The organism is Caballeronia jiangsuensis (assembly GCF_046030135.1).
Classification (GTDB): domain Bacteria; phylum Pseudomonadota; class Gammaproteobacteria; order Burkholderiales; family Burkholderiaceae; genus Caballeronia; species Caballeronia jiangsuensis.
In genome coordinates, this window is sequence record NZ_JAQQDB010000034.1 from 59,327 (window position 1) to 83,487 (window position 24,161).

The 24,161-nt window shown below is 63.4% G+C and carries 28 protein-coding genes, 2 tRNA genes and 1 pseudogene; 16 read left to right on the forward strand and 15 right to left on the reverse strand.

What is annotated here, in order from left to right; translation table 11 throughout:
* Positions 1 to 50: 50 nt before the first annotated feature.
* Positions 51 to 788: an SDR family oxidoreductase gene (locus PQR08_RS28765; protein ID WP_250483556.1), complete on the reverse strand. Its 738-nt coding sequence runs from the start codon at positions 786 to 788 to the stop codon at positions 51 to 53.
* 210 nt (positions 789 to 998) lie between these two features.
* On the opposite strand from PQR08_RS28765, the gene PQR08_RS28770 reads away from it, so the two are divergent.
* On the forward strand, positions 999 to 2,030 hold the full coding sequence (locus PQR08_RS28770) for a methyltransferase (protein WP_238215571.1): 1,032 nt from the start codon (positions 999 to 1,001) through the stop codon (positions 2,028 to 2,030).
* 31 nt (positions 2,031 to 2,061) lie between these two features.
* On the opposite strand, the gene PQR08_RS28775 is transcribed toward PQR08_RS28770, so the two are convergent.
* The 3 genes from PQR08_RS28775 to PQR08_RS28785 form a co-directional block, all read right to left on the reverse strand.
* Positions 2,062 to 2,265, reverse strand: a complete 204-nt coding sequence (locus PQR08_RS28775; RefSeq protein ID WP_035498948.1) for a hypothetical protein — start codon at positions 2,263 to 2,265, stop codon at positions 2,062 to 2,064.
* A 114-nt stretch (positions 2,266 to 2,379) separates the two neighbouring features.
* Positions 2,380 to 2,772, reverse strand: a complete 393-nt coding sequence (locus PQR08_RS28780; protein WP_035498808.1) for a DUF5594 family protein — start codon at positions 2,770 to 2,772, stop codon at positions 2,380 to 2,382.
* Between the two features lie 34 nt (positions 2,773 to 2,806).
* Positions 2,807 to 3,109 carry a hypothetical protein gene (locus PQR08_RS28785; protein WP_187604844.1) on the reverse strand — a complete coding sequence of 101 codons (303 nt, stop codon included), beginning with the start codon at positions 3,107 to 3,109 and terminating at the stop codon, positions 2,807 to 2,809.
* Between the two features lie 182 nt (positions 3,110 to 3,291).
* Here PQR08_RS28785 and dusA point away from each other — a divergent pair, with 182 nt between their 5' ends.
* The 4 genes from dusA to PQR08_RS28805 all read left to right on the forward strand — a co-directional run bounded on the left by dusA (position 3,292) and on the right by PQR08_RS28805 (position 5,381).
* Positions 3,292 to 4,296, forward strand: a complete 1,005-nt coding sequence (gene dusA / locus PQR08_RS28790; protein ID WP_238215569.1) for a tRNA dihydrouridine(20/20a) synthase DusA — start codon at positions 3,292 to 3,294, stop codon at positions 4,294 to 4,296.
* Between the two features lie 117 nt (positions 4,297 to 4,413).
* Positions 4,414 to 4,489, forward strand: a tRNA-His gene (locus tag PQR08_RS28795).
* Between the two features lie 111 nt (positions 4,490 to 4,600).
* On the forward strand, positions 4,601 to 4,846 hold the full coding sequence (locus tag PQR08_RS28800) for a hypothetical protein (protein WP_187604858.1): 246 nt from the start codon (positions 4,601 to 4,603) through the stop codon (positions 4,844 to 4,846).
* 109 nt (positions 4,847 to 4,955) lie between these two features.
* Entirely contained in the window at positions 4,956 to 5,381 is a 426-nt protein-coding gene (locus PQR08_RS28805) for a hypothetical protein (protein WP_035498813.1), read from the forward strand.
* A gap of 27 nt (positions 5,382 to 5,408) precedes the next feature.
* On the opposite strand, the gene PQR08_RS28810 is transcribed toward PQR08_RS28805, so the two are convergent.
* The 6 genes from PQR08_RS28810 to PQR08_RS28835 all read right to left on the reverse strand — a co-directional run bounded on the left by PQR08_RS28810 (position 5,409) and on the right by PQR08_RS28835 (position 8,788).
* Positions 5,409 to 6,518 carry an enoyl-CoA hydratase/isomerase family protein gene (locus tag PQR08_RS28810; protein WP_250483555.1) on the reverse strand — a complete coding sequence of 370 codons (1,110 nt, stop codon included), beginning with the start codon at positions 6,516 to 6,518 and terminating at the stop codon, positions 5,409 to 5,411.
* A complete protein-coding gene (locus tag PQR08_RS28815; protein ID WP_250483554.1) occupies positions 6,515 to 7,225 on the reverse strand; it encodes a TetR/AcrR family transcriptional regulator in 711 nt (236 codons plus the stop codon). Before PQR08_RS28815 ends, PQR08_RS28810 begins: the two co-directional genes overlap by 4 nt.
* A 49-nt stretch (positions 7,226 to 7,274) precedes the next feature.
* A complete protein-coding gene (locus tag PQR08_RS28820; RefSeq protein WP_250483553.1) occupies positions 7,275 to 7,457 on the reverse strand; it encodes a hypothetical protein in 183 nt (60 codons plus the stop codon).
* A gap of 225 nt (positions 7,458 to 7,682) precedes the next feature.
* Positions 7,683 to 7,967: a DUF1488 family protein gene (locus tag PQR08_RS28825; protein WP_238293658.1), complete on the reverse strand. Its 285-nt coding sequence runs from the start codon at positions 7,965 to 7,967 to the stop codon at positions 7,683 to 7,685.
* 201 nt (positions 7,968 to 8,168) lie between these two features.
* Complete coding sequence (locus PQR08_RS28830; RefSeq protein WP_238215563.1) at positions 8,169 to 8,522, reverse strand: hypothetical protein; 354 nt, start codon at positions 8,520 to 8,522, stop codon at positions 8,169 to 8,171.
* Complete coding sequence (locus tag PQR08_RS28835) at positions 8,522 to 8,788, reverse strand: hypothetical protein (protein ID WP_035498818.1); 267 nt, start codon at positions 8,786 to 8,788, stop codon at positions 8,522 to 8,524. The genes PQR08_RS28830 and PQR08_RS28835 overlap by 1 nt, the downstream gene beginning before the upstream one ends.
* A 308-nt stretch (positions 8,789 to 9,096) precedes the next feature.
* On the opposite strand from PQR08_RS28835, the gene PQR08_RS28840 reads away from it, so the two are divergent.
* Positions 9,097 to 9,480: a hypothetical protein gene (locus PQR08_RS28840; protein WP_250483552.1), complete on the forward strand. Its 384-nt coding sequence runs from the start codon at positions 9,097 to 9,099 to the stop codon at positions 9,478 to 9,480.
* A gap of 19 nt (positions 9,481 to 9,499) precedes the next feature.
* Here PQR08_RS28840 and PQR08_RS28845 read toward each other — a convergent pair whose 3' ends face one another.
* The 3 genes from PQR08_RS28845 to PQR08_RS28855 form a co-directional block, all read right to left on the reverse strand.
* Complete coding sequence (locus PQR08_RS28845; RefSeq protein ID WP_035498820.1) at positions 9,500 to 9,838, reverse strand: DMT family transporter; 339 nt, start codon at positions 9,836 to 9,838, stop codon at positions 9,500 to 9,502.
* A 36-nt stretch (positions 9,839 to 9,874) separates the two neighbouring features.
* The gene (locus tag PQR08_RS28850) at positions 9,875 to 10,372 is read right to left on the reverse strand and encodes a heme-degrading domain-containing protein (RefSeq protein ID WP_035498821.1); all 498 of its coding nucleotides are present in this window, start codon (positions 10,370 to 10,372) and stop codon (positions 9,875 to 9,877) included.
* A gap of 241 nt (positions 10,373 to 10,613) precedes the next feature.
* Positions 10,614 to 10,690: transfer RNA gene (locus PQR08_RS28855), tRNA-Met, on the reverse strand.
* A 194-nt stretch (positions 10,691 to 10,884) separates the two neighbouring features.
* Between PQR08_RS28855 and PQR08_RS28860 the strand changes: the two genes are divergently transcribed.
* The 3 genes from PQR08_RS28860 (at position 10,885) to PQR08_RS28870 (ending at position 12,182) form a co-directional block, all read left to right on the forward strand.
* The gene (locus tag PQR08_RS28860) at positions 10,885 to 11,265 is read left to right on the forward strand and encodes a DUF2946 domain-containing protein (protein ID WP_250483551.1); all 381 of its coding nucleotides are present in this window, start codon (positions 10,885 to 10,887) and stop codon (positions 11,263 to 11,265) included.
* 115 nt (positions 11,266 to 11,380) lie between these two features.
* Positions 11,381 to 11,743 carry a copper resistance CopC family protein gene (locus PQR08_RS28865; RefSeq protein ID WP_187604867.1) on the forward strand — a complete coding sequence of 121 codons (363 nt, stop codon included), beginning with the start codon at positions 11,381 to 11,383 and terminating at the stop codon, positions 11,741 to 11,743.
* A 7-nt stretch (positions 11,744 to 11,750) separates the two neighbouring features.
* Positions 11,751 to 12,182, forward strand: a complete 432-nt coding sequence (locus tag PQR08_RS28870; RefSeq protein WP_187604868.1) for a copper chaperone PCu(A)C — start codon at positions 11,751 to 11,753, stop codon at positions 12,180 to 12,182.
* Between the two features lie 76 nt (positions 12,183 to 12,258).
* Here the strand turns inward: PQR08_RS28870 and PQR08_RS28875 are convergent, their stop codons facing one another.
* The gene (locus PQR08_RS28875; RefSeq protein WP_250483550.1) at positions 12,259 to 14,814 is read right to left on the reverse strand and encodes a penicillin-binding protein 1A; all 2,556 of its coding nucleotides are present in this window, start codon (positions 14,812 to 14,814) and stop codon (positions 12,259 to 12,261) included.
* Positions 14,815 to 15,305: 491 nt separating this feature from the next.
* On the opposite strand from PQR08_RS28875, the pseudogene PQR08_RS28880 reads away from it, so the two are divergent.
* From PQR08_RS28880 to PQR08_RS28890, 3 genes and pseudogenes are all read left to right on the forward strand, one after another.
* Positions 15,306 to 15,534 (forward strand): annotated as a pseudogene (locus PQR08_RS28880) (plasmid mobilization protein); the annotation flags it as partial.
* Positions 15,535 to 15,926: 392 nt separating this feature from the next.
* Entirely contained in the window at positions 15,927 to 16,607 is a 681-nt protein-coding gene (locus tag PQR08_RS28885) for a PspA/IM30 family protein (RefSeq protein ID WP_187605066.1), read from the forward strand.
* A gap of 147 nt (positions 16,608 to 16,754) precedes the next feature.
* Positions 16,755 to 17,972: a tetratricopeptide repeat protein gene (locus PQR08_RS28890; protein ID WP_250483549.1), complete on the forward strand. Its 1,218-nt coding sequence runs from the start codon at positions 16,755 to 16,757 to the stop codon at positions 17,970 to 17,972.
* 355 nt (positions 17,973 to 18,327) lie between these two features.
* On the opposite strand, the gene glgX is transcribed toward PQR08_RS28890, so the two are convergent.
* Complete coding sequence (glgX, locus tag PQR08_RS28895; RefSeq protein WP_408163105.1) at positions 18,328 to 20,538, reverse strand: glycogen debranching protein GlgX; 2,211 nt, start codon at positions 20,536 to 20,538, stop codon at positions 18,328 to 18,330.
* A 245-nt stretch (positions 20,539 to 20,783) separates the two neighbouring features.
* On the opposite strand from glgX, the gene PQR08_RS28900 reads away from it, so the two are divergent.
* From PQR08_RS28900 to PQR08_RS28915, 4 genes are all read left to right on the forward strand, one after another.
* On the forward strand, positions 20,784 to 22,169 hold the full coding sequence (locus PQR08_RS28900; protein WP_250483546.1) for a DUF2252 domain-containing protein: 1,386 nt from the start codon (positions 20,784 to 20,786) through the stop codon (positions 22,167 to 22,169).
* A gap of 190 nt (positions 22,170 to 22,359) precedes the next feature.
* Positions 22,360 to 22,803, forward strand: coding sequence for a large conductance mechanosensitive channel protein MscL (gene mscL, locus PQR08_RS28905; RefSeq protein WP_035498832.1), 444 nt, complete (start codon positions 22,360 to 22,362; stop codon positions 22,801 to 22,803).
* 322 nt (positions 22,804 to 23,125) lie between these two features.
* Positions 23,126 to 23,617: a hypothetical protein gene (locus PQR08_RS28910; protein WP_035498834.1), complete on the forward strand. Its 492-nt coding sequence runs from the start codon at positions 23,126 to 23,128 to the stop codon at positions 23,615 to 23,617.
* Between the two features lie 214 nt (positions 23,618 to 23,831).
* A complete protein-coding gene (locus PQR08_RS28915; protein ID WP_035498835.1) occupies positions 23,832 to 24,038 on the forward strand; it encodes a dodecin in 207 nt (68 codons plus the stop codon).
* Positions 24,039 to 24,161: the final 123 nt, after the last annotated feature.

Consider the following 24,161-nt stretch of genomic DNA (forward strand, 5'->3'; position numbering starts at 1 on the left):
GATGAATTCCTCGCGGAGCACGGGCCGCGCGTGCGGCCCGCGCGGTTGACTCAGAGCTGGCTCATGCCGCCGTCGATGATGATCTCCGTGCCGACGATGAAGCCCGATTCCGGCGATGCCAGATGCAGCACCGTCGCCGCCACTTCGCTCGACTTGCCGAAGCGCCCGAGCGGAATCTGGCTCTGGAGTTGCGCGGCGGCTTCGTCGACGAGGCCGAGTTTTTCATGCAGCGGCGTCGAGACCGGGCCGGGGCTCACGACATTCACGCGCGCGCCGCGCGGAAGCAATTCCGCCGACAGCGTCTTCGCGAGCGACACGAGCGCCGCCTTGCTGGCCGCGTACACCGAGGACATCGGCATGCCGATATGCGCGTTGATCGAACCGTTCAGCACGATCGACGCACCTTCGTTCAGAAGCGGCAGCAGCGATTGAATCTGGAAATAAGGCCCTTTCACGTTGATCGCGAAGGTTTCGTCCCACGCCTTTTCGTCGATGTCGGTGAACGGTGCGAACGTGCCGACGCCCGCGTTGACGAAAATCGCATCGAGGCGGATGTTCGCATCGACCAGCGCTTGCGCCAGTTCACGCGCTGCGCCGACCGTGCCGGCGACGTTGCGAATGGCGATCGCGTTCGCGCCGAGCGACGCGCGCGCCGTGGCGAGCGAGCTTTCGTCGCGACCCGTGATGACGACCCGCGCGCCTTCCGCCGCAAATGCCTGCGCCGCCGCGAGACCGATGCCGCTATTGCCGCCGGTAACCAGAACTGTCTTGCCTTCGAAGCGATTCATGACGTTCTCCTTTGAACGTTGATCAGTGTGAAGTCATTATGGGTGGGACTTCGCGCGCTGCCGTACGACGTTACCGGCGCACTCGTTCGATATCGTCGAACATGTTTTCGTCTGCGTGATGCGGCCCACATAACTCCTTGAACCGGACGCGAACCGATCCTAGAGTACGCAGACCTTTCCAGTCTGCTTTCAGCTTCAGGGAGCCGCATCATGCAAGACGCGCAAGGCAGTATGAACGCACAGCCGAATCCGGAGCGCTTGCTGCAAATGGGCATGGCGTTCTGGGCGTCGAAAGCGCTGCTGTCGGCGGTCGAACTCGGCGTGTTCACGCAACTGGCAAGCGGACCGCGACAGGCGGAAGACCTGGCGCAGGCGCTCGAACTGCATCCGCGCGGGGCGCTGGATTTTCTCGATACACTCGTCGCGCTTAATCTGCTTACGCGCGAGGATGGCCGCTACGCGAACGCCAGCGACGCCGATTTCTTCCTCGATCGCGACAAGCCTTCGTATGTCGGCGGATTGCTGGAGATGGCGAACGCGCGGCTGTACCCGTTCTGGGGATCGTTGACTGAAGCGCTGCGTACGGGCTTGCCGCAGAACGAATCGAAGCACGGCGGCAATGTCTTCGAGACGCTTTACAGCGACCCGGCGCGCCTGCGCGGTTTCCTGCAGGCGATGAGCGGCGTAAGCATGGGTGCGGCGCAGGCGATTGCCCGCCAGTTTCCGTGGAGCGAGTATCGGACCTTCATCGATATCGGCGCGGCGCAAGGCGCGTTGCCGGTGCAGGTCGCGCGGGCGCACCCGCATCTGTCGGGAGGCGGCTTCGACCTGCCGGTGGTCGGGCCCATTTTCGACGACTACGTCGCGGCGCACGGGCTGCAGGAGCGTTTGCGCTTTTATCCCGGCGATTTTTTCAAGGACCCGTGCCCGTCGGCGGATGTGCTCGTGATGGGTCACATCCTGCATGACTGGAACCTGCCGCAGAAGCTCGAACTGCTCGCGATGTGCCATGCGGCGCTGCCGCCGGGCGGCGTGCTCATCGTGTACGACGCGATCATCGACGACGAACGCCGTCAGAATGCGTTCGGCCTTCTGATGAGTCTGAATATGCTGATCGAAACGCCGGGCGGCTTCGATTACACCGGCGCGCAATGTTGCGGCTGGATGAAGGAAGCGGGGTTCGCAACGGCGCGCGTCGAGCCTCTGGCGGGACCGGAGTCGATGGTGATCGCGACGAAGTGAATCCGTCGCGGGCCGCGCGCGCGAGGCTTCGTCAGCGGTCGTTCGACATCCCTTTCAGGCGATCATTGCCTGCGTCGCGGGCTGCGTCGGCGGTGGCGAAATTTTCTTCGGAGACCAGCACGCGCTTCACCTCGCGCGCCGAAAAATCGACGAGCGCAAGGACCCACACAAAACCGCCCGCCTGTTCCGCGGTCTGCACGAATGCGCGCAGATCGCCTTCATTCGACGATGCCATACCGACCTCCACGTTCATGTTGATGCGCCCTGCCGACGCCACGACATGCGTGAGCCCCGGCGATGCGATGCGTCGGCTGAACGGGCGCTAACGGGCGGCAGCCGGCCGCCGTGATCAGGCTTCGAAATCGAGACCGCCAAAGAGCACCGACGGCTCTGCCTGGGAACGCGTCGCGAGATCGACGTCGCGTGCGCCCTGCCAGGCGTCGAGCTTGGCGGCCATCGCGTCGAGATATCGCAGGAATCGGGCCTCGCCGCCGGCGCCCAACAGACGTTCGATTTCTTCGTCGTCCCAGGTCAGAAATACATTCAGCGGATACGGATATACGTGCCGATGCTCATCGCCCGCTCTATGCGCATCGGCGTTGACATGCAGACGCGTCGGCACGGCTGCGCGCTCGTAGGGAAGTATCTCGACGCGCACGCCGCGCCCGAGGACACGCATCACACGTTCGACGATGCGCGGCATGAACTCGGTTTCGAATCGCAGCGCGTGTTCCCGATTCAACGCTCGTCTCCGAGAGTGCGCCTTTGCGATGTCTTCAGACGGGCGGCAGATCTTCGAGCGATTTCTCGATCTGCCCGTCCTGCACGCGCGCCTCGATGCCGATATGACCGTTCGTATACGGCAGCGCGCTGACTTTCGGACCGAGAAAGACACGCCCGCCGAGCGTGAAGAGCGTGCGGACTTCCTTGCCGTTTTTGAGGGCGTCCACGACCTGCTGGACGTCCACGATGGTGGTGGGCGCGGTCCAGTCGTTCGTGGCCGGATCGAAGCTGCCCCAGCGCACGTTGGTCACGCGATCGTTGACCCAGCGCACACCGTCGATCGCCAAAGTCGTCATGTCTGTCTCCGATGTCGTCGTTGGGGGTGGTTTGGAAATCCTAGCATGGTGAGGCGAAGCGGGTGAACGTTTGCGCTGCCCGGCATGATCGGACCGGACGACCGATCCTCCGCGCTGCGGTAAAATCGCAGATTCCCCTTCAGATTCAGGCGGTTCGCACGAAAGCGCGGCCGTCGTCGCCCATGTCAGCCGTATCGAAGATCAGCCCCCGCCGCGTTTCCGTTGCACCGATGATGGACTGGACCGACCGACATTGCCGGTCCCTGCACCGGCTCGTGTCGCGTCATGCGTGGCTCTACACGGAGATGGTGACGACGGGCGCGCTGCTCTACGGCGATGTCGCGCGGCATCTCGCGTTTACGCCCGCCGAGGCACCCGTCGCGTTGCAACTCGGCGGCAGCGAGCCGGCCGATCTCGCCAAGAGCGCTAAGCTCGGCGAACAATGGGGCTACGACGAGATCAACCTGAATTGCGGATGCCCTTCCGAGCGCGTGCAGCGCGGCGCGTTCGGCGCGTGCCTCATGAACGAGCCGCAGCTCGTCGCGGATTGCGTGAAGGCGATGCGCGATGCCGTGTCGGTTCCGGTGACGGTCAAGCATCGCATCGGCGTGGATACGGTCGAGGAGTACGAGTTCGTGCGCGATTTCGTCGGCACGATCGCCGATGCGGGCTGCGAGGTGTTCATCGTGCACGCGCGCAACGCGATCTTGAAGGGCCTGAGCCCTAAGGAAAACCGCGAGATTCCGCCGCTCAAGTACGAGTACGCGTATCGGTTGAAGCGCGACTTCCCGCATCTGGAAATTTCGATCAACGGCGGCATCAAGACGCTGGACGAAGTCGAGGAACATCTGAAGCACGTCGATGGCGTGATGCTCGGGCGCGAGGCTTATCACAATCCGTACGTGCTCGCGGGCGTCGACACGCGCTTCTATGGCGGCGCTGCGCCGGTTCCGTCGCGCGAGGACATCGAGGCGGCGTTCATCGACTACGCGCGCCACGAGCTTTCGCGCGGCACGTATCTCGGCGCCATGACGCGGCACGCGCTGGGCCTGTATCGCGGCGTCGCGGGCGCGCGCGGATGGCGTCGCGTGCTCTCGGACAATCGGCGGCTCGCGAAAGGCGATCTGACGATTTTCGACGAGGCGCGTGCGCATCTTCGCGAGGCCGTGGAAGCTATCGAGTCCTGACGGCGCACTTCGGAAAAAGATGCTCGAAGGGACTAGGCAAGTGCAATCAATGTTCGTATAATCTCGCTTCTTGATTGCTACGGCAGTTCTGAAGCAGTCGGGATCGCGGTAACAGTGGTGGCTGTAGCTCAGTTGGTAGAGTCCAGGATTGTGATTCCTGTCGTCGTGGGTTCGAGTCCCATCAGCCACCCCACCGAGAATTCATGCAAAAAGCCCAGTCATCCGACTGGGCTTTTTGCATTCTCGACCACGACTCAGGCACGCGTCATGCACATCAAAAATCTCCCCTTCGCGGAGAGCGATCATGACCCGACATCACCTCGCGACAGCCGCCCTTCTGTTCATCACGACCTTCGCGGCCCACGCCCAGACCGCGCGCCCCGACGACAACGCATCGATGGTCAAGCCGCCGGGCGCACGCGGCGCGCCATCCGCGAGCGCCACGCGCCCCGACAACCCCGACAACATGCCGGTGAAGCGTCCGAGTCCGCCGCAGAACAGCGATCGCATGCTGCATCACAGCCCGGCGAGCGACGCGATCGCAAAATAACCCGCGAAGCCCCCGTACCCCGCCTGGAAGCACGCGCGACGCAACTATAATGGCGCTCGTCACGACAATCGGAGAGAACCGCGCCCTCCGGCTCCAAGCGGTCCAATCAATGCAAAAAGTCATACTGCCGTTAGTTTCCGGTTTTCTCGCCGCGCTCTTTTTCCGCGAATCGACCCTGGCGCTGCTGCACGCAGCGGGTCTCGTCGATCCAGCCGGCTTTTCCACCGCACCGTTTGTTCCGCTCGGCATCCCCGAATTCATCGCGCATGCGCTGTGGAGCTCCATTTTCGCCGTGCTGATGGTGTGGCTTCTGCGTGTCGCGCCCGAGCGCAACGCGCCCTGGATCGGCGCGCTCGTCTTCGGCGGCATCGTGCTGACCGCGGTCGGCGTGTTCGTGATCGATCCGGCGCGCGGCATCTGGCCGAGCGGCAACATGCTGCCGCGCCTCGCGCCGAACTTCATCGCCAACGCGATCTGGGGCTGGGGCGCACTCGTCTTCATGCGCGCATTCATGGCGGGCAGCGAACCGGACTGATCCGGCGTCGAAATCACCCGCGCGGTATCAGTCCTTCAAGAGCCGCAGCGGATGCAACGCGGGCGTCCACGCGCTTTCGAACATGCGGTCGATATCGGCGGCGTTCACATCCTCGGCGCGCGCGATCTTCCAGCGCGGCTCGTTGTCCTTGTCAACGATGCGCGCCCGAATACCCTCCAGCACATCGCCGCGCTCGAACATCGTGCGCGTGAGATCGAGGTCGCGGCGCAGCGTCTCGGCCATGGTCGAGAACTTCGCGCGATCGACTTGCTGCAGCGCTACATCGACGGAAAGCGGCGAGCGCTCGCGCAAGTCGGCTGCGGTGCGCTTCGCCCAGTCGTTGCCGGCGTCCGCCTCGCGTTCGAGCGACGCGAGAATCGACGCGCCGTTGCCCGCCGCGAAGTGCTTGTCGATCATCGTGCGCGCCAAAGCGAGCTCGCTTCTCTCGGGGATCGGCGCGACCTTGTGCTTCGTCGTTTCGTTCTGCACGAAGCGCACGATTTCGACGCCATCGAGAAAGCGCTGATGCCTCAGCGATTCGACGAGTCCCGGCAGCGCGCCATCGTCGAGATAGGCGTCGGCCATGCGGGCGTAGAGCGCATCGGCGGCGGCGAGGCTCGCGCCGGTCGCCGCGAGATAACGGCCGATCGCGCCGGGCGCGCGCGCGAGAAACCAGCTCACGCCGACATCGGGAAAGAGGCCGATACGCGTCTCGGGCATCGCCATCTTCGTCGATTGCGTAACGATGCGCAGGCCGCCCGTGTGATGCGCGCCCTGCGAGATGCCCATGCCGCCGCCCATCACGACGCCGTTCACGACCGCGATATACGGCTTCGGAAACGTGAAGATCGCGTGATTGAGCTTGTATTCGTCCGTGAAGAACGCGTCGATCGCGTCGCGCGCGCCCGCCTGCGCGGACTCGTACAGAAAGCGGATATCGCCGCCCGCGCAGAACGCCCGCACGTGCGGACTATAGACGACGACCGCGCGGATCGCCTGATCGTGGCGCCACGCGCGCAATGCCTCGCTGATCGCGCGCAGCATCGGCGGCGTCAGCGCGTTGAGTGCCTTCGGACGATCGAGTGCAATGAAGCCGATGCCGTTGGCGGTGTCGATACGGATGTCTTCGGTGGTCATCGTGTTGAAGTGTCGGATCGATCCGGTGAGTTGAATCGAGTTTCGGTTCCCCGAGGTTCAGTTCCGTTGACCGGCGCGTACCACACGTCGAGCGACAACTCGACGAGCGTCGCGGCCGGTGTCTCGGGCAACGCCGCGCCATTCAGCTTCAGCGCGACGATGCCATGCAGATTCGCCCACAGCCCTTCCGCGCACGCAATCGGCGCGGCGCGCGGCGGCAGCCGGTCGGCCGCGCGCAACTCGACGAACGCATCCGCGATCAGCGAAAGCGTCGCCGCGCCGGACTCCGCCGCGTGGCCGTTGCCGTTGTCGTCGGCATCGGCGGCTGCTTCGGCGGAACCCGCGGGCTCCATGAACATCAGCCGATACGTCTCGGGCTCGGCCAGCCCGAATTCGACATACGCGCGGCCCATCGCGTTCAAACGCGCGGCCGGGTCCGCGATCGATGTATGCGCGACGAACGCGTCGCGCAGACTCGCGTGCCCTTCGCGACGCAACGCCCGCGCGATATCGCCACGGCTCTTGAAATGAAGGTACAGCGCGGCGGGCGAATAATCGATCGCTTCGGCGAGCTTTCTCATCGAGAGCGATGCGAAGCCCTCGCGCTTCACGATCTCGCGCGACACTTCGAGTATGCGCTCGCGCAGCGCCTGGCGCTGTTCGCGTCTTTGCTCGGTGCGCCGCTCTTGCGGTCCCATGCGAGGCATTGTCGGCACCGCCTCTGTCGAAGTCAAATCGCGGCGCGCCCGCGCGCGCTCAGATAGTGATCTTGGCGTCGTCGTCGCGGCGCGGCGCGGCCCGATAGAGCGGCTCGTCCGAGTCGGTCAGCAGAACCGACGCGAACACGATGCACAGCGCAAGAATCAGCACACCAACGGCTGCCCAGATGAGCCATAGCGCATTGGACTCGACAAGTGAGTGAAGAAAGGATTGAAGCATGACGACCCCGCGCGATTTTTATATTTGATTGCTCGAGAAGCGCATGCCTTCGAGCAAATAATGTGCCGAGCGAATCGCATCGCGTGCGGCGAATAGAGCGATGGTACTCCGATGCGCGATCACGCGGAAGGAGGCGCAAGGCATCCGCCGTCGATAAAGGACGCGGTGCGATGGAGGTCTTACATCGCGCCGTGTAAGAGAAGAAGGTGCGTATGCGTCAGCGCATCAGACCGTGACGCGTCCCGGTGGGAAGTGTCCGCTTTTCAGGAGCACCGGCATACCGTTGGTCACGCGCAGATGCTCGCGCGCCACGGCTTCGATGCGCGTGCGGCCCGAATCGAACGCATCGATCCAGCCGGCGCTGTCGTAGGTTTGCGCGCCGAAATGATCTTCCAGCGCTTCCACCGAAATCGCGCACGACACGCGTCGTCCGTCGACGATCGCGGCGAACTCGATGGTCAGGTTGGCATCGCGGTAATCGGGCGCGTCGGGGAGGAATCGAATATCCATGATTGTCTCGTTGCTGATGCGTGGCGCCCGGCCGGGAAAGCATCGGGTCGGCGCCAACGCGAAGACGTTCAAGCGCTTCATTGCTCCGCTTCGTTGCTCCATTCGATGCGAATGTGTTTGCGGCGCCGCAAACGATCGCACGAATCGATTCGGCGACTATGGTACTCGCGCTCGCGCCACGCGGTCCAGCGCCCGCGCCGTTCACGCGGCAAGAACGGTTTCGTCGACATCCACGACGAGCAGCGAACTCGCCAGAGGGTCCGCGTAGTTGAAGTCGAGCAAACGGCTCATTTCGCGCACGCGCTCGCATACGCGCTGCCGCGCCTCCTCCGACAGATGCGGATAGTCACGCAGCACCTGCGCATCGAAGCGATAGTGCACGCCCCACGCAATGTTGCCGGGATGATTCGCGACGCCGCCGGTACGCCAGCTCACGAAGAGCGCGGGCGTCGCCTCGAGACCGATTTCCGCGACATCCGCGCCGCTCGGAAAGAGATCGATCAGGCCATTCGCGACGTCATACAGCACGGCGTGTCGAAGATGGATGGGACGCATCACGTCGCTTGCAGCAAGCGGTCGATGTATTCGCGCGCGGCCTGCTCCACATGCACGAGCGCCTCGCCTTCGGTTGCGAAGCGCCGCTCGGGTCCGAGATCGACGAGCGCCTCGAAGCGATGCGCGTCGTCCGGCCCGCCGCGCGCGAGACTGACCGAGCCAACATAGATCGGCGCATCGCCGTCATGCTCGCCGTGCGATTGCACGAGCCGCGCCGAAGCACTGATGTAATACCCTCGATATGGCCCCGTGACTCTTTCCGCCATGGCTTTCTCTCCCTTTTTTCGCTCGCGGCACTTTTGGTCCTGCCGTCCGATGAGCAATTCCAACCGAAACTGCAGAGGTTAAGGTGCGCGATCCGGAAAATAGTTCATCGGATTTGCGCGTTCAATCGTGGCTCCGCAAGCAACGCGCCCGCGCGACCATCGCGCTTCGGGCGTGCGCCGCGCCAATAACATCCGCTTACGTGTCGCGTAAGCGGCGTATGGGACAATGCACATCTCAAAAAATGCGCTCTCCCCGCGAACTCAAGGCCGGCGGGCGCATACCGTCATTTCGCTCTCACGAGGTAAAGATGAAGGAACCTGGTCGGCGCATGCGCCGTATCTCCGCACGCGCCGCACATGGCGGCGCTGTCTCGCGTGTCTCCTGGCTGCGTGCCGCGGCACTCGGCGCGGCTATCGTCGCGATCTCGACTCTCGGCGCGTGCGCATCGTCGAACGACGCATCGCTCATCAATCTGCCCGATGGACAGACCGGCTATGCCGTCAACTGCAGCGGCGCGGACGCCGGATCGAGCTGGGCGAGCTGCTATGTGCTCGCCGGCAAGAAATGCGGCGCGACGGGTTACGACATCGTCTCGAAAGATAACGAGGAAGGCGGCCCGACCGGCGGCGGCATCACCAACGTGATCTCGGCGAACGTCAAGAATCGCTCGATGATCGTGCGCTGCAAATAAGCCTGCGCGCTCGGGCGTGTCAGTGCGCGCTCATCTTCGAGAACGCATTGAGCACCACGACGCCTGCCACGATGAGGCCCATGCCGAGCATGGCGGGCAGATCGGGCGTCTGCTTGAAGAGCAGCGCCGCGACGATCGTGATGAGCACGATGCCCGCGCCCGACCACACGGCATACACGACGCCGACGGGCAACGCGCGCAGCGTCAGCGACAGCAGATAGAACGACAGCCCGTATCCGACCACGACGATGGCCGCGGGCAGCGCACGCGTGAAGCCGTCGGAGGCGCGCAGCGCGGACGTCGCGACGACTTCGGCGACGATCGCGATGGCGAGGAGCACATAAGCGGTTGAGCGCATCTTGGTTGTCGTGTCGATTCGAGGATGCCGATGACGTCAGTCGCGTCCGAGCGAAAGATTGCCGAAGTTCTCACCGAGCACGGCGCATAGCGCTTCGACGACCATCTGATGATCGTCGCGCTGCGGAAGACCCGACACCGCCACCGAACCGATCACGCCCGCGCCCGACACGCGCAACGGAAATGCGCCGCCGTGCGTCGCGAACTCGGCGGGATCGAGGGCGTGTTTGTCGGCGAGCGTCGTGCCGGCCTGCTGCAGCGCGAGCCCGATTGCATACGAGCTGCGTCGAAAATGCTCGACGGTTCGCGACTTGCGTTCGATCCAGCGCGCGTTGTCGGGCGTCGTGTTGTCCATCGCGGCATAGAAGAGCTTGCGCCCGAACGTACGCACGTCGATGACGACGGCTGCGTCGCGCGCGAGCGCCATCTCGCGCAATTGCGAGCCGATCTGCCACGCATGCTCGGCGTGAAACTGCTGAAACACGAGCGTGTGTTCCTGATGCGCGATAGCCTGCAGAACGTGTGGAATGTCCATGAGCGAGGACTCCTTTTATCGTGCGTGGAATGGGATTGGATTGGCGCATGTGCAAGCGCCGGTCTTTGCGATTTTGACATGCGCATGTGAAGCCGCCACATGCGCTTCGGCCATGAACTGGTTCGATTGCGACTTACTTCGTGGGGTTCGTGGGTTTGCACGGTGGACGCATCACGATGCGTGCGCTGAAAAGCAAAAAGCCCGGCTTGACCGGGCTTTTCTGCGTGATGCTGGACGGTGTTGGTTGCGGGGGTAGGATTTGAACCTACGACCTTCGGGTTATGAGCCCGACGAGCTGCCAGACTGCTCCACCCCGCGTCCGTCGAAGAAAAGATTATAAGTCCTCGCTTACTTTGTCGCAAGACCCCATCTGCTTCGATCAAAGAAAAAGAAGAAACGAAGCATCGAAGCTGCGTCGATGCGACTCGCCGCGATGCAAAGCGTGTCAAAACACGCATGGCATAATCGTCCGCTCAGCATGGTCTATGAATCGATAACGGATCAAACGCGACATGCATCACTTGCGTCGAGGCATCATCGGGAAGATAAGCGGGTTCGCGGCGATATGCGCGATCCTGCTTCTCTCGCTCGCGCCCGTCGCATCGCAGGCGTTCGAGCATGCGCGCATCGAATCGATGCTCGCTTCCGTGTGCGCCGCCGATGCACGCACATCGCACGATTCGCATCCGGCCGAGCACGACGCCGTTGGTCATCTTCAGGTGTGCGCTTATTGCGACCTCATCGCGCACGCACCGACGCCGCCGGTATCGCTCGATCGAACCTTCTCCGCGTTCCCGTCAAACGAAACATTCGCCGACGCCATCTTCGACGATGCGCCGCGCCGCGCATTGCTCAACGCCGCGCAACCGCGCGCCCCGCCCGCCTTCGCCTGAATCACGCGCCTACGCGCGGACTTCGTTCATCGCACCGCGCGAGATGAAGTCCGCCATTCGCACGCAGCAAACATTGCTCGACAAGCCAGCGGCTTCGAGCACGCAAGGAACCATCATGCTTTCATCATCGATCATGCGCGGCGCGCTCGCGCTGGCGTTCTTCGGATCGGCACAGCTCGCGCTCGCGCATGCATTGCCGAAGGTGCAACAGCCCGGCCCCGGCGCGACCGTCAGCGCGCCGCACGAAGTCGCGATCGACTTCGGCGAAGCGCTCGAACCGACCTTCAGCAAGCTCATCGTCACCAATGCTCAGGGCACGCAGATCAACACCGCGAAATCCGCCGTCGATGCCAGCGACAAGAAGCACATGAGCGTCGCGCTTCCCGATCTCGCGCCGGGCGTCTACAAGGTGCAATGGACCGCGGTTGCGGCAGACGGGCATCGCACGCAAGGTCACTACAACTTCACCGTCAAGTGAGAACGCAATGAAAAAAATCGCTGTACTCGTGGGCACCCTCGCCTGCGCATCGCTCGCACAGGCCGCGACGCTCGAAGCCCGCGATTGCTGGATTCGCGCGATGCCGCCGAACCTGCCGTCATCGGGCTACTTCACCGTCGCGAATAACGGCGACAAGCCCGCGACGCTCACCGCCGCGGCGACGCCCGCATTCGGCATGGCGATGATGCACAAGTCCGAGAGCAAAAGCGGCACGGCCACGATGTCGCCGGTCGATTCCGTCGATGTCCCCGCGCACGGCACGCTGAGCTTCGCGCCGAAGGGCTATCACCTGATGCTCGAAGAGCCGCCCAAGCCGCTCAAGGTCGGCTCGACGATTCCCCTCACCCTTTCGTTCGCGGACAAGTCCACGCTCGACGTGAAATGTGAAGTGAAGTCACCCGCGACCGTCGGTCACTGAACTCACACATTCCGAAATGCAAAGCGCGCCGGGTGTTTAGCCCGGCGCGCTTTTTTATCGACTGTGCTGCATCACCTCACGGCCTGCTGAACATGTCCATGATCTGCTTGCGTTCGTCGGTCGTGACTTGCGGTGTCGGCGGCGCCTGCATGCCCGCCGGTCCGACGCCGCCCATCGTGGTCGCATCGCCCGCCATCGGATTGGTGTTGTCGAGCCCGATGCTCGCGACGAAGCCCGCGCCCGGCGTGCGGTCGGCGTAGAACAATTCGCCGTCCACTGTCGTGATGCCATCGGGCTTCGCCATCTGCTCCTGCGGAATGCCGCGCAGCGCACGTCCCATGTACTCGACCCAGATCGGCAACGCGAGCTGCGCGCCGAACTCGCGGCTGCCGAGCGTCTTGGGCTGGTCATAGCCCATCCACGCAACCGCGACGAGCTGCTTCTGATAACCGGCGAACCAGCCATCCTTCGCGTCGTTGGTCGTGCCGGTCTTGCCTTGCAGGTCGTTGCGCTTGAGCACATTGGTGCCCGAGCCGGTGCCCTGCGTCGCGACCGTATGCAGCAGGCTGTTCATGATGTACGCGTTGCGCGGCTCCAGCGTCTGCGGCGCGTTGCTGCCGGCCATGAGCGGATTGGCGCGCGAGATCACGGTGCCGCGCGCATCGGCGACGTCGGCGATGAGATACGGATTGATGCGATAGCCGCCGTTCGCGAACACCGAATACGCGCCGCTCAGTTGCAACGGCGTGACAAGGCCGGCGCCGAGCGCGAGCGGGAGATAAGGCGGCGTCTTGTCCTTGTCGAAGCCGAACTTCTGCGTGACGAAGTCCTGCGCGTAGCCCGTGCCGATATACGACAGAATGCGGATCGACACCAGGTTCTTCGACTTCTGTAGGCCGGTGCGCATGGACATCGGGCCGTCGGGCTGGTCGTCGTCCTTCGGTTCCCAGGCATCGCCGCCGCCCGCCGCGGGGAAGTACAGCGGCGCATCGTTGATGATGGTCGCAGGTCCGAGCCCCTTGTCGAGCGCCGCCGAATAGATGAACGGCTTGAAGCTCGAACCCGGCTGACGCCAGGCCTGCGTGATGTGATTGAACTTGTTCTTGTTGAAGTCGAAGCCGCCGACGAGCGCGCGGATCGCGCCATCCTGCGGCGTCATCGAAACCAGCGCGCCCTCGACCTGCGGCAGTTGCGTGATCTGCCAGTTGCCCTTGTCGTCCTTCGCGAGGCGCACGATCGAACCCGGCTTGATCGCAAGCGCCTTCGACGCATTGTTGCGCAACCCCGCCGCCACGAAGCGCAGACCTTCGCCTGCGATGGTCGCGGTATCGCCGCCGACGAATTGCGCCGTCACCTGTTTCGGGCTCGCGGCCGTCACGACCGCCGCGACGAGTTCGCCGTTGTCCGGATGATCGACGAGCGCGTCTTCGATCGCCTCGGCGCGATCGTCCGCGTTCGACGGCAGATTGATGTTGCCCTCCGGCCCGCGATAGCCGTGCCGGCGCTCGTAATCCATCACGCCCTTGCGCACGGCCTTGTACGCGGCGTCCTGATCGGCGGAATCGATGGTCGTCGTCACCGTGAGGCCGCGCGTGTACGTTTCTTCCTTGTACTGCGCGTACATCATCTGCCGCACCATTTCCGCGACGTATTCCGCATGCACGCCGTACTCGGTGCCCGCGGACTTCGTGTGGATATCCTCGGCGATCGCCTGATCGTACTGTTCGCGCGTGATGAAGTTCAGGTCCAGCATGCGCTTGAGAATGTATTGCTGACGCACCTTCGCGCGCTTCGGATTGACGACCGGGTTATACGCCGACGGCGCTTTCGGCAGACCCGCGAGCATCGCTGCTTCGGCGAGCGAGATGTCCTTCAGATCCTTGCCGAAGTACACGCGTGCCGCAGCCGAAAAGCCGTAGGCGCGCTCGCCGAGATAGATCTGATTCATATAGACCTCGAGAATCTGATCCTTCGTCAGCGCGCGCTCGATCTTGTACGCGAGGAGCATTTCATAGATCTTGCGCGTGTACGTCTTCTCGCTCGACAGAAAGAAGTTGCGCGCGACCTGCATCGTGATCGTGCTCGCGCCCTGCGATGCACCGCCGTGCGTCAGATCGGTCACGCCCGCGCGCAGGATGCCCACGAAATCGACGCCGCCGTGATCGTAAAAGCGGTAATCCTCGATTGCGAGGACTGCCTTTTTCATCTGGTCGGGGATGTCCTGAAAACGCACGAGGCTGCGCCGCTCCTCGCCGAACTCGCCGATCAGCACGTGATCGGCGGTATAGACGCGCAGCGGCACCTTCGGCCGGTAGTCGATCAGCGCATTGAGCGACGGCAGATTCGGCCCCATGACGACGAGCGCATAACCGACGATGAGCGCGCCAATCACCACGCCGATCGCGGCGAGCCCCGCGAACCAGAGCGCGATGCGCGCGAAGGGCGAACGGCCTCGGCCGCCGCCGTTGCGATCGTTACGGCCATTGCCGCCATTGCGGCCGTTTCCGCCGTTGCGCCCGCCGCCGTCGCGGCCGCCCGAGTCATTGCGTGAGTCGTTGCGAGAGTCGTTCCAGCGGGGTTCGCGATCGTATCGCGAGGAATTGGATGAGTCGGGTCGTTTGATGATAGGCATGACTGGGTTCGTTCGGCGCGCCGTGAAGCGCGCGCTGCCGAGCTGCGATGCGATGCGCCGAAGCTTTGGCGCTACTGCAAAGGCGGGACGAGTGAATGTGCGGGCCGGTATCGACCGAAGATAACAGCGCATTTTAAAGAATTCGCGCGCGCCACTACAAAACCAGCGGGAATTTTTTGTAAGTAAATGCCCTCGCGCCGCCGGAACGCGCGTGAATGTTGGGTTACCCACAGAAAGTGTTGAGAGCCTTGTGGACAACCGTATGAGAAAATATCCAAGTCGTTGATCGCGCGCCGTTTTTGCGCAATGCTCAAACGCGTGGGATGCGCGGTGGTTCACACGCACGGCCGCCCGCAAACCGATATGATGGTTGAGTGGATCGCAGGTTCCCCGGAACAGGTCGGGTGGGCCTGCAGTAACGATGTCGTGCCGTTTGATGAACCGAAGTCGCGATCGTCCCATACGATTGCCTTACTGTTTGCGAGCCGCTCATGACGACCAAACCCAGCGAACGCATCGTTGTTTTCGTGACCCCCGCGCAGAAGCTGGCCATCAGCAAGACAGCGGACAACCTCGGCATCAGCGTGAGCGAGCTCATGCGGCGCGCGGTGCTGAACTTCAACGCGACGAGCGAGCAGATCAAGGTCGCGGGCATCGTCGATCGTCTGCGTGCGCCGAAGGCCCCCGATGCGCTCAACGCCGCGCTGAAGAGCGTCGCCGCGAAAGCCGCCGCGCGCGAGGCCCGCGAAGCAGCGGCGAGCGCAACCAAGCGCGCCGCGCAGGCGCGTACGGTTTCTCAAGCTCAGCAAGCCCAATCTGAAGAGGATGCCGAGCACGACACGGATCAGGGCGACGATGCCTCGCTGACGGACGACACGCGTTCCGAACGCTAGCCGCCGCTGCCGTAGTCCGCTTCTTCGGCACGGCGCATCGTTACACTCCTTAACCTTCCGTTAAGTCCCGATTAAGTCACGGCATGATCTAATGAGCGGGTAAACCCGGCGTGAGCGTGAGGCTCACGACGCTTGCAATCCCGCGCATTGCGCCTCACATTCGAGCCGCGTGGCACGCAGGTGGGCGCGCACGCCGCCGTCTTCATCCAGGAGAAATACATGTCGCTTTTCGATTCCATCACGCGCACGGTCAGAGGCCTCTTGAACGACGCCGCCGACACCATGCAGGACCCTTCGCGCGACGCACGCCAGATCGTGCGCGAGCTCGACGACAGCATCGCGAAGGCGGAGAACTCGCTCATCGAGATCGAAGCGCAGGTCGCGACGCAGCAAAGCAAGCGCGACGCAGCAGCAGATAAAGCCAGGAAGTACGAAGATGGCGCGAAGCGCGCGCTGCAGTCAGGCGATGAAAGTCTCGCGCGCGAAGCACTCGCGGCGCAGTCCAACGCCGAAACCGAACGCGACGCGCTCGCGGCGGAACTGCAAACGCTCGTGCCCTCGGTCGAGCATCTGAAAAAACAGATCGCGGACATGCGCCAGCGCCGCAACGATCTCAACGCGCGCTCGAATATTCTTCAGGCCAAGCAGCAAATCGCGCAGGCGAAGGACACGGCGGCTACCGCGTTGGGCGGCATCGGCGGAAAGAATCTTTCCGAAGACTTTCAGAAGCTCGAAGACAAGGTTCAACTCGCCAACGCCCGCTCGGACGCGCGTCTGAATTCGGCGGACCAGAACTCCGGCAAGGCGCTCGAGGACAAACTCGCCGCGCTCAATCGCGGGCCATCGGTGGAAGATCGTCTCGAAGCGCTGAAGAAGCAGTTGAATACGCCGGCGCAGTAAGTGCTGCATCTGAAAGGCGGCGGCGCGCGGCGAACTTCCGGGTCCGCCGCGCGTCGCACGAATATGCGTTACCTTGAGCATCACGACTTGCATCACCCGTTTGCAGCATCGACAGGAGACGGACGTTCATCGCGTCCGGCCCGCATCATGAAAAAGACTTTGACGGCTCTGGCGTTGTCGCTGTCGCTCGCTTCTCCGCTCGCGTTCGCCGTGCCGACCGCGCAGCAGGTCGAGCAGTCGATGACGCAGGGCAACTGGCAACAGGCCGACTCCCAGTTGAGCGAAGTGCTCAGCGCGCATCCGAAGAACGCGCATGCGCACTACCTGTATGCACAGGTGCTCGACCGCGAGGGCCGCTACAGCGACGCGCTTTCGCAGCTTCAGCAGGCCAAATCGCTCGATCCCTCGCTGAGCTTCACGGATCCGTCGCGCTTCGCCGCCACGCAAGCCCGCATCCAGGCCGATGCGACGCGCGCGAGCATCTCGCCGCGCTCGAACAACGGCGCAACTACTTCGAGCGCGCAGAATCCGTTCAATCAGGAACAGGCGTCCGCCGCGCCGCAAAAGCACGGCATCGGCATGGGCGCGTGGATCGGTTTCGCGCTGCTGATCGCGGCGATCGCGCTCGTGCTGCGCTGGGGCTTGCGACGTTCCCGCGCACGCGACGACGGTCAGGCCGAGAACGACCGCCGCTCGCAGATCAAGCGCGCGACCGAGCTGCTCAACGACGTGCGCACGCTCAAGTTAGACGTCCGGCTCTCCACCGCGCCGGGTCACGAGGCGCTCCTTAAAGATGTCGAAGGCGCGGAGACGCAGTTGCGCGAGATGGTCGAGTCGCTATCGAACTCGAAGAATCCGGTGCCGCCGTATGCGATCGAAGATCTGGCGAATCAGGTCGCGAGTCTGAAGGCACGCGCCGAGGGCCGTCCCGATCCGAACGCCGCGAACAACGCTCAAGCGGGTGCGCCGGCCGGCTCGCCGTATGCGCAGGAAGCCGAGCGTTTCGGACGTGGCCAGCAACAATATCCGCAGCAAGGGCCCTATCCGCCTTATCCGCCGCAGCAGGGGCAGCAGCCGCCCGTCATTATTCAGCAAGGCGGCGGCGGATTCGGCGGCGGCATGGGCGGACTGCTCACCGGCGTGTTGCTGGGCGAAGCGTTGTCGCATGGGCGCGATCGCGTGATCGAGCGCGAAGTGCCTGTCGATCGCCCGGCGCAAAACGACACCGGCGGTCTCGACTTCGGCAACAACAACAACAACGGCGGCGGCCTCGATTTGGGCAACGGCTCGAACGACTGGAACGATGGCAGCGGCGGCGGAGGCCTCGACCTCGGCAGCAGCGACGACAGCTGGCGCGATTCCTGACCCTGCCGCTTGTCGCGCACGCATGATCGAGGGCCCCGTTTGCGCGGGGCCCTTTTCGTTACGGCGTGGAGAATCGGCGCATCATCCGCCGCCGAGAAAACGCAACAGGCCCCACAGAAACTTGAAGAAGCCGACGATGAATTCCCAGATGCGTTCGAGCTGATCCCAGCTCGCGACGTGCAGAATGGCGTGCAGGATCATGCCGTTTGCGCAGCGCGGCCTTCGATGAGCGCGCGTTCATGCGTGAATGAAACAGGCATCGTGGAAAAAAGAAGGCGGCTCGCGCCGCCTCCTGTCTCTATTGCAAAGAATCGCATGATACCCGGTCGCGCATGGCGTCCCGTCGATGCGAGCTTCAGCCTTCCGCTTTCTTCTCGTCGCTTTCGGGCGGCGCTTCGTCCGTCAGCGCTTCCTCCAGACGCTTGAAAATCCGCCTCGTCGCGCCGCGCGGCTGAAGCGCGAACAACAGCAGCGAGCGCCCCGTCACCTGATACACGTCGTCCGAACCGAACTCCGGCAATTCTTCGCGGATCGGCGCATTCGTGTCGATCAGGCAGATCCATTCGTCCGGGCCCGGAATATCGGGCAGCGTGAAATCGACCACGTCGTGATACGCATTCACGATCAGCAAAAGCGTCGCGTCCGATGCCGGCTTGCGGATGCCGGTCGCCTGCGCGCGGCCGTCGAAGACGATCGCGAAGCAGCGCATGTTCGGATCGTCCCATTGCTCCTGCGTGAGCTCGTCGCCGGTCGTGCCGAGCCATCTGACATCGGCCACCTGCAAGGCCTCGTTGTACTCGCCCGTGAGGAAGCGCTGGCGCCGCAGCACAGGCAGCGTGTGACGCAGCGTCGTCAGTTTGCGCACGAACTCGGCGAGCGCGCGGCCATCGTCGTCGAGGTCCCAGTTCACCCAGCTGATGTCGTCGTCCTGGCAGTACGCGTTGTTGTTGCCCTTCTGCGTGCGGCCGAATTCGTCGCCCGCGAGCAGCATCGGCGTGCCTTGCGAGAACAGGAGCGTGGCGAGCATGTTGCGCTTCTGGCGTTCACGCAGCGTGCGGATTTCCGCGTCGTCGGTCGGGCCTTCGGCGCCGCAGTTCCACGACTTGTTGTCCGAATGGCCGTCGTTGTTGTCCTCGCCGTTCGCCTCGTTGTGTTTTTCGTTGTACGACACGAGATCGTTCAGCGTGAAGCCGTCGTGCGCGGTGATGAAGTTGACGCTTGCCCACGGCCTGCGTCCGCGCTTGTTGAACTTGTCGCCCGATGCGGTGATGCGCGTCGCCAGTTCCGGCGCGACGCCTTCGTCGCCTTTCCAGAACTCGCGCACCGTGTCGCGATAGCGATCGTTCCATTCCGCCCAGCCCGGCGGAAAGCCGCCGACCTGATAGCCGCCCGGCCCGCAATCCCACGGCTCCGCGATGAGCTTGACGCTCGACAGAATCGGGTCCTGCCGGCAACTGTCGAGAAAGCCGCCGCCTTCGTCGAAGCCGTACGGTTCGCGGCCGAGGATCGTCGCGAGGTCGAAACGGAAACCGTCGACATTCATCTCCGTCACCCAGTAGCGCAGGCTGTCGGTGACCATTTGCAGAACGCGCGGATGCGAGAGATTGAGCGTGTTGCCCGTGCCGGTATCGTTGATGTAGTAGCGCGATTCTTCCGGCATCAGCCGGTAGTACGACGCATTGTCGATGCCGCGGAACGACAGCGTCGGCCCGCGCTCGTTGCCTTCGGCGGTGTGGTTGTAGACGACGTCGAGAATCACTTCGAGGCCGGCTTCGTGCAGCCGGTCGACCATCTCCTTGAACTCGGCGACGACGCCCGGCCCGCGTGCGAAATAGCGCGGATCGGCAGCGAAGAAGCCGATCGTGTTGTAGCCCCAGTAATTCGTGAGGCCCTTGTCGAGCAGATAACTGTCGTTGACGAACGTATGGATCGGCAACAGTTCCACCGACGTCACGCCGAGGCTCTTGATGTACTCGACCACTTCCTTCTGCCCGAGCCCTTCGAAGGTGCCGCGCATGTGCTCGGGAATCGCCGGATGCAGCTTCGTGTAGCCGCGCACGTGTGTCTCGTAGAAGATCGTGTGTTCCCACGGCACGCGCACGCGCGTCGCGTGGGTCCAGCTGAATGTCTGATCGATGACCTGACACTTCTGCATGAAGGGCGCGCTGTCGCGTTCGTCGAAGGTGAGATCGTCGCCTTCGGCGTCGAGCGTGTAGCCGAACAAGGCCGGATCCCATTGCAGCGTGCCGACGTGCGCCTTCGCGTAAGGATCGAGCAGCAGCTTGTTCGGATTGAAGCGATGTCCCGCTTCCGGTTCGTAAGGACCGTGGACGCGATAGCCGTAGACCGCGCCGGGTTCGAGCCCGTGCACGTAGACGTGCCAGACTTCGTCGGTGTATTCGGGCAGCTCGATGCGCTGCGTTTCCTTCTCGCCCTTCTCGTCGAAGAGACACAGCTCGACCTTGGTCGCGTTCGCGGAAAAGAGCGCGAAATTGACGCCCTTTCCGTCCCAGTTAGCGCCGAGCGGAAACGGGGAGCCTTCGGCAATGCGGATTTCGTTCGGCATGAGATGATGTGTTCGAATGGTTGACGCGCGCTGCGTCGGAATCGTGCGTTGGCATTGCGGGGCTTCAAGCCGATCGTAAGGAGCATTTAGCGTGCCCGTTTGCGCTGTGTCGGCGCGCCGCTTGCTTCATACCTTCCGCGACGTCCGACGCCTCATGCTCGCCCCGCGCCGCGTGTAAAACGTTCCGTGCCCGACGCTCCCCGGCACGTTCGACGCACGCGCCCATCGCCGAAGGAGAATACGCCTTGTCCACACGCCCCGGTTCCGCGACGTCGAATTCCCCGCTCAACGGCACCGCCGAAGAAAGCCGTGCGACCGGCCGCGCGTTGCGCGACGCGGTTCCGTTCGACGCCCACGGCGCGTGGTCGCCCGAGCACGACAGGCCCGATCCCGTCGAGCGCGTGCTCGCGGGCAACGCAGGCCGGCAGGAGCGGCTCATTCCGCTGCGCATGCAGCGCATGGCCGAATCGCCATTCGCGTTCCTGCGCGGCTCCGCGACCGTGATGGCGTGGGATCTGGCGAAGTCGCCGTCGATCGGGCACAACGTCATCATCGACGGCGATGCGCACGTCAATAATTTCGGCCTTTTTCGCACGCCGCGCCAGGACGTCGTGTTCGATCTGAACGACTTCGACGAAACGCTCGTCGGTCCCTGGGAATGGGATCTGAAGCGCCTGACCGCGAGCATCAATGTGGCGGCGCGCGAGAACGGCGTCGACGCCGCCGGGCGCGAGCGCGCGGTGCGCTCGGCATGCGCCGCGTATCGCACGACGATGGCCGATCTCTGGCAAGTGAGCCCCTACGATCTCTGGCAGATGCGCTCCTACGCGAGCGCGCTGCACATGGACGCCCCGACGAAACTCGACGCCGACGAAAAAGCGACCATCGAAAAGACCGTCGAGCGCGCGATGAAGCGCTCGCACGCGACGATGCTCGCGAAAGTCGCGGAACCTGTCGGCAAGAGCTATCGCTTCAAGGTCGATCCGCCGATCCTCACGAGTCTCGACGCCGCCGAAAAAAATCATGTGATCGATGGCCTGAAGGCGTATCTGCAGACCATCGCGGGCGAATGGCGCATGATGCTCGAGCGTTACGAGGTCGTGGATGTGGCGCATCGCGTCGTCGGCGTGGGCAGTGTCGGCACGCGCGCGTATCTCGTGCTGATGCTCGGGCGCGCGCTCGGCGATCCGCTTTTCATTCAGGTGAAGGAAGGCATCGTGCCCGCCGCCGCGCCCTTCGTGCCGCCGCTCGACGAGCCGTATCGGCATCAGGGACGGCGTGTTGTGCATGGCCAGCGGCTTTTGCAGAGTTCGTCGGATGCGCTACTCGGCTGGACGACCATCTCCGGCCGCGATTTCTACGTACGACAGATGAAACAGATCCGCGGCTCGATTCCCATGGACTGGCTGCACGGCGCCACCTTCGATTTTTACGCGTGGTGTCTCGGCCTCCTGCTCGGCCGGGCCCACGCGCGCACGGGCGACGCCGCGCTCATCGCGGGGTATTGCGGCAACTCGGATCGACTCGACGCGGCCTACGCGAGCTGGGCCGAGCGCTACGGCGCGCAGACAGTCGCCGACCATGCCGCCTTTTGCGCGGCGATCAGCGTGGGCCGCGTGCCTGCCGCATGATGGTCGCGGGCGTGCGCGATTTTCGGCGCGCGGGCGGTCCGCAGTCGAATTGACTATCATTGACGCTGTCCGCGATGAAACACTTCGCTGCGCGTTTCGCGGATGTCTCAATGGCATAGCCCTTGCTGCCGCGCCCTTGCTGCTGCTTTAGCCCGCACAACCGTCTAACTCAAACTGGAGGAAGCCGCGCATGAGCATGATCGAAGAATTCAAGAACTTCGCCCTGAAGGGCAACGTCATGGACCTCGCGGTCGGTGTCATCATCGGCGGCGCATTCTCGACGATCGTGAACTCCGTCGTGAAGGATCTGATCATGCCGGTCGTCGGTCTTGCCACCGGCGGCCTGGACTTTTCAAACCTATTCGTAAAACTCGGACAGATACCGCCAACCTTCAAGGGCAATCCGGATTCGTACAAGGACTTGCAGACGGCGGGCGTCGCCGTGTTCGGCTACGGCTCGTTCATCACGACGCTGATCAACTTCATCATCCTCGCGTTCATCATCTTTCTGATGGTCAAGTTCATCAACAATCTGCGCAAGCCTTCCGAAACCACGCCGCCGCCCGCGACGCCGGAAGACGTGCTGCTGCTGCGCGAAATCCGCGACGAACTCAAGAACGCGCCGCGCGTCTAGCCGGGCAAACCCGCTCGAAACGGGCGGAACCCGTGCGACGCGCATGGGTCTGCCCAAAGAGTTACCCCGCACGCTTGGTGCGCCCACCCGCTTTTTTCTTTACGAAAGCTGTTCGCGCGGGTAGCAGCGGGACTATTATTGGGATAGATGCTCAGAGGGATGCCAAGCGGGCCGCCAAACGGTCATCGGCACGAATCATGCGCCAGAAACGTGCGCCGGCGTTTTGCCGGTCACAATGACGAATGGCCCGATTCACCGTGACCTAATCACATCGATGCGCTATAAAAGATCGACGTGCGGCGCGCAAGACGGGAGTGGCCGCATGAGGACGCTGCGTTTCTTGCAATTCTTTTTCAGGCGAGTTTTTATGTCCTTCCCGAAAAAGCGTAAGCGCGTGAAGGCCGATGGCGACGAGTCTTTTCTCGCCGTGCTGCGGCATTTCAAGCCATTTGGTCAGCTCGACACGAAGATTGCCCGAGCTCGCGCCCAGGATGAACCGGTGCTGTACGCGCATGTCCTGCCGGGGCTCGATGTTCTTCTGTGCAGCGTGCGCGGCGCCCAGCCGCCGTACCCGGCCATCGACGAGCTGCACAGGCGCTGTGTCGAATCGATCACCAATGCGCTCGAGCAGCCGCTCGACGGACTGGAGAACGGCGGTTACTGGTACGAGGCGAACGGCTTTGGTTTCCTCGTGTTCGCGAGCCGCGCCCGAACGCAGATCCTGAGCGAATTCGGCGCGACGGTTTCGGCGCGCAGGCGTCGGGGCACGCGCCGCCAGGACGCGGGCGATGCTGCTTCGCGGCCGCTGCGTTGATCCTTCTCTGAGCTTTCCTGTTTCTCCCCGATGCATGCGGGCCTCGTGAACGAGGCCTCGCGTGCCGTTGCCTGCGCGTCGGCGTGCTTCGCGCAAACCCCGACTACTCCCGTAAGCGTTCCTGTCCTTTAATGGAAGCCACGCGCGAAAGCGTGATGGCGCGTGCCTTGCTGCATCGGAAGACATCCCCTTGGGGGACTACAAGGAGAACACCATGTCGGAACACGTCTACAAGCAGATCGAATTGACCGGCTCATCGCCGCAATCGAGCGATGACGCCGTGCGCGTCGCGCTCGAGAAGGCGTCGAAAACGCTGCGCAACATGCACTGGTTCGAAGTGGTGGAAACACGAGGGCACATCGATGATGGCAAGGTCCTGCATTGGCAGGTGACGATCAAGGTGGGACTGCGGATCGATTGATGGCGGCGCCGCCGCGCGTCGGGGGTGGGCTTTTTGCAGGATCCCGTTTGCGTTCGATGATGGCTGCGTGCATGCCGGGGGCCGGCTTTTTGCCGGATCCCGTTTTCGCGTCGGTCTATTAGC

Coding starts and splice junctions, on each gene's coding strand:
- PQR08_RS28800 (WP_187604858.1), top strand. CDS start 4,601: ATGACCCGACATCACCTCGCGACAGCCGCCCTTCTGTTCATCACGACC.
- PQR08_RS28785 (WP_187604844.1), bottom strand. CDS start 3,109: ATGACGACTTTGGCGATCGACGGTGTGCGCTGGGTCAACGATCGCGTG.
- PQR08_RS28910 (WP_035498834.1), top strand. CDS start 23,126: ATGAGGACGCTGCGTTTCTTGCAATTCTTTTTCAGGCGAGTTTTTATG.
- glgX (WP_408163105.1), bottom strand. CDS start 20,538: ATGCCGAACGAAATCCGCATTGCCGAAGGCTCCCCGTTTCCGCTCGGC.
- PQR08_RS28915 (WP_035498835.1), top strand. CDS start 23,832: ATGTCGGAACACGTCTACAAGCAGATCGAATTGACCGGCTCATCGCCG.
- PQR08_RS28805 (WP_035498813.1), top strand. CDS start 4,956: ATGCAAAAAGTCATACTGCCGTTAGTTTCCGGTTTTCTCGCCGCGCTC.
- PQR08_RS28825 (WP_238293658.1), bottom strand. CDS start 7,967: ATGGATATTCGATTCCTCCCCGACGCGCCCGATTACCGCGATGCCAAC.
- PQR08_RS28845 (WP_035498820.1), bottom strand. CDS start 9,838: ATGCGCTCAACCGCTTATGTGCTCCTCGCCATCGCGATCGTCGCCGAA.
- PQR08_RS28770 (WP_238215571.1), top strand. CDS start 999: ATGCAAGACGCGCAAGGCAGTATGAACGCACAGCCGAATCCGGAGCGC.
- PQR08_RS28765 (WP_250483556.1), bottom strand. CDS start 788: ATGAATCGCTTCGAAGGCAAGACAGTTCTGGTTACCGGCGGCAATAGC.
- PQR08_RS28810 (WP_250483555.1), bottom strand. CDS start 6,518: ATGACCACCGAAGACATCCGTATCGACACCGCCAACGGCATCGGCTTC.
- PQR08_RS28865 (WP_187604867.1), top strand. CDS start 11,381: ATGCTTTCATCATCGATCATGCGCGGCGCGCTCGCGCTGGCGTTCTTC.
- mscL (WP_035498832.1), top strand. CDS start 22,360: ATGAGCATGATCGAAGAATTCAAGAACTTCGCCCTGAAGGGCAACGTC.
- PQR08_RS28835 (WP_035498818.1), bottom strand. CDS start 8,788: ATGGCGGAAAGAGTCACGGGGCCATATCGAGGGTATTACATCAGTGCT.
- PQR08_RS28870 (WP_187604868.1), top strand. CDS start 11,751: ATGAAAAAAATCGCTGTACTCGTGGGCACCCTCGCCTGCGCATCGCTC.
- dusA (WP_238215569.1), top strand. CDS start 3,292: ATGTCAGCCGTATCGAAGATCAGCCCCCGCCGCGTTTCCGTTGCACCG.
- PQR08_RS28820 (WP_250483553.1), bottom strand. CDS start 7,457: ATGCTTCAATCCTTTCTTCACTCACTTGTCGAGTCCAATGCGCTATGG.
- PQR08_RS28885 (WP_187605066.1), top strand. CDS start 15,927: ATGTCGCTTTTCGATTCCATCACGCGCACGGTCAGAGGCCTCTTGAAC.
- PQR08_RS28875 (WP_250483550.1), bottom strand. CDS start 14,814: ATGCCTATCATCAAACGACCCGACTCATCCAATTCCTCGCGATACGAT.
- PQR08_RS28850 (WP_035498821.1), bottom strand. CDS start 10,372: ATGGACATTCCACACGTTCTGCAGGCTATCGCGCATCAGGAACACACG.
- PQR08_RS28775 (WP_035498948.1), bottom strand. CDS start 2,265: ATGGCATCGTCGAATGAAGGCGATCTGCGCGCATTCGTGCAGACCGCG.
- PQR08_RS28890 (WP_250483549.1), top strand. CDS start 16,755: ATGAAAAAGACTTTGACGGCTCTGGCGTTGTCGCTGTCGCTCGCTTCT.
- PQR08_RS28815 (WP_250483554.1), bottom strand. CDS start 7,225: ATGCCTCGCATGGGACCGCAAGAGCGGCGCACCGAGCAAAGACGCGAA.
- PQR08_RS28840 (WP_250483552.1), top strand. CDS start 9,097: ATGAAGGAACCTGGTCGGCGCATGCGCCGTATCTCCGCACGCGCCGCA.
- PQR08_RS28860 (WP_250483551.1), top strand. CDS start 10,885: ATGCATCACTTGCGTCGAGGCATCATCGGGAAGATAAGCGGGTTCGCG.
- PQR08_RS28830 (WP_238215563.1), bottom strand. CDS start 8,522: ATGCGTCCCATCCATCTTCGACACGCCGTGCTGTATGACGTCGCGAAT.